Raw genomic sequence first — 5,371 nt, 5'->3', positions numbered from 1 at the left:
ATGCGCAGCTTCACCGACGCCGATGCCCTGTCGAAGGTGCTGCACTGGCGCCTCGGCCAGCTGCTCGAGAAGCGCGAACCCGAACGGGGCGCAGATACCGGGGTCGCCGAGGCGGACTGGACCACCGTGGCCGACACACTCGCCCCCGGGGAGATTCGGGACTACCTCCACGCGCTCGGGGCGGTCGCGCTCGAGCGCCAGCACACCCTCGGCGCGGAGATCGCGCACCAGCCCCCACAGTGGGCCCTCGACCGACTGCCCGAGGTCCCCGACCCGACCGACGCAGCGCAGGACCGGGCCGACTGGGAGCGGCGTGCCGGGCTCGTGGCCGCCTACCGCGAGTACCGCGGCATCCCCGACCACCAGGCCTCCCTCGGCCAGGCGCCCCCGGCCGATCAGCCGTTCGCCTACAACCTGTGGCGCCAGGCCACCGAGGCCCTCGACCCCGATCCGACCGCGCTGGCCTGGCAGCAGAAGGACACCACCGAGCTCTACCGGGCCCGGGAAGCCTGGGCGCTCGAGCTGTACCGGGCCGACGAGTACGGCCCCCGCGCCGTGGGCGAGGACCTGGCCGCCACCCGGCGTCTCGCCGCGGAGATCCGCGACGACGCCCTGCTGACCCGCGCCGAAGCCGACGCCCCCGAGCCCGCGGGCGACCGCGACGAGCTGCTCGCCACCGCGCAGCGCCACCAGGAACTCGCCGCGACCTACACCGAACAGGCCGACGCCCTCACACGGGAGTACGAAGCCCGCCAGCAGTGGTGGGAACAGACCGCGCCGCTGCGCGAAGCCGACCAGGCCGCCGCCGTCGAACTCGAACGCCGCAACCTGCCCGCCTGGCGCGAGACCACCCTGCCCGACCATCAGCGCGGCGAGCAGCTCGAACTGCCCGACACCACCGAACCCGCCACCACGCCGGCCGCAGAGCCTACGGTCGGGCCTACCACCGAACAGCACGACACCGACCTGGGCCACGTCGGCCAGGGCGAGGCGGCGACCCCGGAGACGGGCGACGCCGAGGTCACTGCCAGCACCGGTGAGTCGTCGAGCCGGGTACGGGAGGCCGTCGAGACCATGCGACAGACGACCCGCGACAGCGAGCTGCAGCGAGCCCGGTCCGAGCCGCTGCGGGCCCGCGACCAGCAGCAGCGCGCGATCCACGACGCCTACACCGGTCGGGCACAGCGGGACCAGCTTGACGTTGAAGCCGAACGCACCATCCCCGGCCAGCAGCAGCACACCCGCGGCCTCGACCACGGCCACGACGTCGACTACGACTACGGCTACGACATCGACGACGACTACTAACTAGCTCGCCCAGGCATAGCGCCACGGCGCGGCAGGCCGCAACTCCGCTCGCGCACGGGCGCGGGACCGAGTCCTTAACCCCTCACCATGCTGGCCCAGTAGGCCGCGCCAGCCGCACGCAGCTTCTCCTGGTCGGGACCAAGCCCGGCCTCCCGCTGAGCGCGGCGTCGCGCCTCTTGCTCGGCAGCCAACCGCAGGAAACGCTCGTCGGCCAGAACCCGGGTTCCTGTGACCTCCCAGGGGCCGGGGCAAACGCCGCGGTCATCATCTCCGATGTACTCGTGCCACGGCGGATCCACGATCTCTCGCACAGTGGCGCCCTCGCGGGGCGGCCCCCAAGCAACGTCCAGCGCCTGTTCGGCGAGGGCACGCAGCTCGTTCATGTGGAACGCATGAGCTGACGCGTGCACGCCTTCGCGCAGGAACTCGGCTGAGACCGGGGCCCGCTCCCCCGTTGCCAGGATGGTCGCCATGGCACCGACATAGACGTGGCAGTGCCAACGGGCCTGCTCGAAGCCCGGGGTCAGAGCCTCGACCACGCCGGCGAGTTCCAGCCGGGCGGGCGAGAGGATCGATGTCCGCTCCGGGTCACCGGCCCAACCACACGACTCCTGGACTTCGCGCAGCAGCCGGTTCAGCAACTCGCTGTAGGCGCGGCCCCACGCGTCGATCTCGTCGGACAGTCCGGCCTCGGTCATCCCGTCGAGCATCACCGACAACGACACCGGCGCCCGGAACAACACCTCATGCGCATCGCGCGGCGGCGCGGCGGCCGGATCGGTCACATCGAACAGCGACGCCGGCTCGACCCGGGTGGACCCGTACCGGCCAACACGTGCCATCCCGGTCACGACACCCACCTCCTGCGCTGGTCACCGGCACTACTGCACATATCAGTGTAGAGGCCGAGCCTGACAGAGCAGCCGGATTGCCCGCGACAGGATCTCAGCGCTTGCGGCGGGCCCCTCGACCGAAGGTCGCTTCGACGGCCGCCGCTACGAGGGAGCTCCTCGAGCTGGCGTTGGTTTCCTCCACCAGCCGATCAATGACGCTCAACTCGTCTGCCGTCGCTCGGAACGAGAACGGCACCGTGCGTTCCGCCGGCGTCGTCGCGCGCTGGCGTGTTCGGCTCGGACGCGCGGAGAACAGACTGTTCGGCGGGCGATCCAGGCGCTGTTGGCGCCTGATCAACTCCGGGAGCTGATACTGAGCGCGGTCGATCGCATCGAAGACCAGATCGGCGTTCGTACGACGGTCGCGCTTACGGGCCGAGTCAAGCGCATCCCTCAGAGCAGGCGCGAGGTAGACGATCGACTGCGAGGTCGCGGGGGCCGGTCCCTGCTCGTCGCGGGCCTGGTTGCCCTGTTCTTCCTCGTGGGCGGGGCGCGGGTCGGGCTCGGCCCGCACCGAAGGCTCTTCAGCAGCGGGGGTAGACAGCGGGGGCTCCGGAGGCGCCTGCGTGGCCGCGCTCGGCCCGCTACGGGTCTCCTCCGCTGGCTCGGCGGCTGTTGGCTGGGCGTTTCGGTGGGGGCGCTGCCCCGGACGGACGAGCCCACGCGCGGACGCCCCGAAGGCATCGCTCAGGTTCTGACTCACTACTGCGCCCCCTTCACGGTCTCCGCTTCGGCAATCTCCTGCTCCTCGGCCTCGCGTAGGACGGTCAGCACCTCAAGGGCCAGGTCTCGGTAGTCGCCGGCCACCGAGGCTGCGGTCGCTGAGATCCGCGAACCGGGGCGCTTGCCCTCCCGCAGCACCTTCCACCACGCAGGTTGGGCTGCGAGATCCTCTTCCAGCTCGTGCGCGAGGCGGCCCAACCTCCGTCCGTCCTGTGCGGTCTTCTCGCTGAATCTGATGAAGGCCGAGAACAAGGGGGACTGGCCGCCGAAGGCTTGGGCGATGTGCTCGCGGACCTCCTCGTGGATGCTCGTGGACCGAACGCCGGTGCCGAACAGCACGGCGCCGAGCAGGCTCAAGCCGGGGTTGTACTGCTTGGCAACGGTGAACCGCTTGGCCACGCTCGCCATACCGTCGAGCCCGGCTTCGTCGCTGCGGGTCGGGATGAGGATCCAGCGGGCGGCGTAGAGGCACAGGTCCACGAGGATCGTCGCCTCGGGCGGCGAGTCGATGATGACGAAGTCGTAGTTGGGAGCGAGTGGCATCAGCGCGTTTCCCAGCGCGAGGTTGGCATCGAGCCCTTCTCGCCCCATCCGGCCGACCATGTGCGAGACGAGATCGTCGAGCTCATTGCCGCCGGGCGCGACGTCGAGACCGGGCCGGACCCCAGGGACGGGTTCCAGGACGCCGCGGCCGGAGATGGCATCGAAGAGGTTGCGGCCGTGGTCATCGCCGGCGGCGTCGCGGTACCCCAGGTCGCGGGCGATGTTCGCCTGCCGGTTCAAGTCCACCAGTAGACAAGAGAAGCCCGCCGCGGACAGCTGGCCGGCAAGGTTGACGGCCAAGGTGGTCTTGCCGACTCCGCCCTTGTCGTTGACAAGGGCGATTGTTCGAGACAGCGCGGCTGTCCGCTCCACTTCCTCAGCGTGCTTTGCCATCAACTCTCCCGAGCTCACTTCGGACCATCCCCACGTCTGCCGTCGTTCCCTCCCCCGCCGGGCTGACGCCCATCGCGTGCACGGTGGCACGCCCCCGGAAGCAGTTGGGCAGACGTCACGTCACGTTTGCTGCATGAGGCTGACGCTTCATCCCCTGCACCGTGGCCGCCCTGCCGATCTGCGGGAGGTCATCTTGGGGAGCAATGTAGCGGCGGCGCAAGCACCGACACGCGCGCCCAGTACTCCTGACGCGAATACGTAGGTGGCGCTGCTCCCCCGACCGTGCCATGACGTACCCGCACGTTGGGACATGCGTGCCGTGTGCGGCGCATCGTGAACCTCGCGCACACAGCGATACGTGCGTAGAGCACTCCGTGTATCCCCGCAGCCGAGGCAACGAGGTTGCAAGCCAACCTAGAGACGTGCAGGCGTACAGCGCCGACGTTGTGCTGCCGAGTCGGCTAGCGCCCGGGCAGGCGAACGTGCCAGTTAAGTGAGATGTGGGATGAGGGTTCGCACCGCTAAGGAAACCGCGTTTGCACTTGCAGCTTGCAGTGCAGTTGGTAGTGGTATGACGCCCCCGTCGCTCCCTGCAACTCGGCACACGAGTGCTAGTGCTATTAGTCTTCCTATCATTTATAAGCCTTTGACCTGCATCGCACCTTCGGTCGGCATCGCGAGATGCTTGAAGTGTCGGGAGTCGGAGCGGAGCTCTAGCGGTTGAAGAGCTTGCCGGTCAGGTAGGTCTCCCAGTCGGCCTCGTCGAGGCCGTGGCCGCCGGAGCGCAGGTGGTAGCTCATGGCCGGGCCGCGGAAGCTCTCGTCGGTGGTGGGTGGCCAGCTGGATGTGGACAGTCCGGTGTCGCCGAGGCCGTAGAGGTCGTAGACCGGTGCGGCGCCGAGGTAGGACAGGAACTCGCCCTGGGGGTCGGCGTTGGCGTCGTCGGTGGCGCTGCCGACGACGACGCGGCCGGGCGCGACCAGGGCGAGGAGTTCGTGCTGATCGACCGGCAGCGCGTCCGCGTTGCTCGCGTAGTCGCTGTAGGTGGGTGGGAACCAGTGCGGGAAGGCGTCCGTGACGGCCGCGATGGATTCGCCGCTGTCGTCGCGGCGGGCCAGCTTGGCGCCGGTGGAGCCGGAGTTGTTCGAGACCACTACGGGGAAGCGGGTGTCCTGGGCTCCGGCCCACAGCGCGGCCTTCCCGCCGCGGGAGTGGCCGATGACCGCGACCTTGTCCGGGTCGATGTCGGGATCGTCTTGGAGGTAGTCCATGGCGCGGCTGGCGCCCCAGGCCCACGCGCTGATGGCACGCCCGGCGTCGTCGGGTAGCTCGGTGCCGGAGGGGTAGAAGGCGTCGATGACCCCGGAGCGGTAGCTGCGGGGTCGTCGGGGGCGACCTCGCCGGCGTCGAGCGCGGCGAAGGCGTAGCCGGCGTCGAGGATCGTGGGGATCGGGGCGTAGCCCGACGAGCCGGGCTCGTCGCCGACCGAGCCGCGGTGGTCGATCAGCAGG

General features: G+C 69.8%; 5 protein-coding genes. 1 reads left to right on the top strand and 4 read right to left on the bottom strand.

All coding sequences use genetic code 11. The features are described 5' to 3' along the window. A partial coding sequence (locus BM093_RS36430) for a hypothetical protein (RefSeq protein WP_093357347.1) occupies positions 1-1,308 on the top strand: 1,308 nt, incomplete at its 5' end. 74 nt (positions 1,309-1,382) lie between these two features. Here BM093_RS36430 and BM093_RS34015 read toward each other — a convergent pair. The 4 genes from BM093_RS34015 to BM093_RS34000 form a co-directional block, all read right to left on the bottom strand. Then, positions 1,383-2,159 (bottom strand): hypothetical protein, encoded by a 777-nt coding sequence (locus BM093_RS34015; protein WP_093357344.1) that lies wholly within the window; start codon positions 2,157-2,159, stop codon positions 1,383-1,385. A 94-nt stretch (positions 2,160-2,253) separates the two neighbouring features. Then, the gene (locus BM093_RS34010) at positions 2,254-2,715 is read right to left on the bottom strand and encodes a hypothetical protein (protein WP_143105698.1); all 462 of its coding nucleotides are present in this window, start codon (positions 2,713-2,715) and stop codon (positions 2,254-2,256) included. Between the two features lie 188 nt (positions 2,716-2,903). Beyond that, complete coding sequence (locus BM093_RS34005; RefSeq protein ID WP_093357351.1) at positions 2,904-3,860, bottom strand: ParA family protein; 957 nt, start codon at positions 3,858-3,860, stop codon at positions 2,904-2,906. A gap of 713 nt (positions 3,861-4,573) precedes the next feature. Further along, complete coding sequence (locus BM093_RS34000) at positions 4,574-5,131, bottom strand: alpha/beta hydrolase family protein (protein WP_245773990.1); 558 nt, start codon at positions 5,129-5,131, stop codon at positions 4,574-4,576. Positions 5,132-5,371 lie beyond the last annotated feature (240 nt).

This window comes from Pseudonocardia ammonioxydans (assembly GCF_900115005.1).
Taxonomy (GTDB): Bacteria; Actinomycetota; Actinomycetes; order Mycobacteriales; family Pseudonocardiaceae; genus Pseudonocardia; species Pseudonocardia ammonioxydans.
Note: the sequence above shows the minus strand (reverse complement) of the source record. Positions and strands in the feature narration are given on the sequence as shown.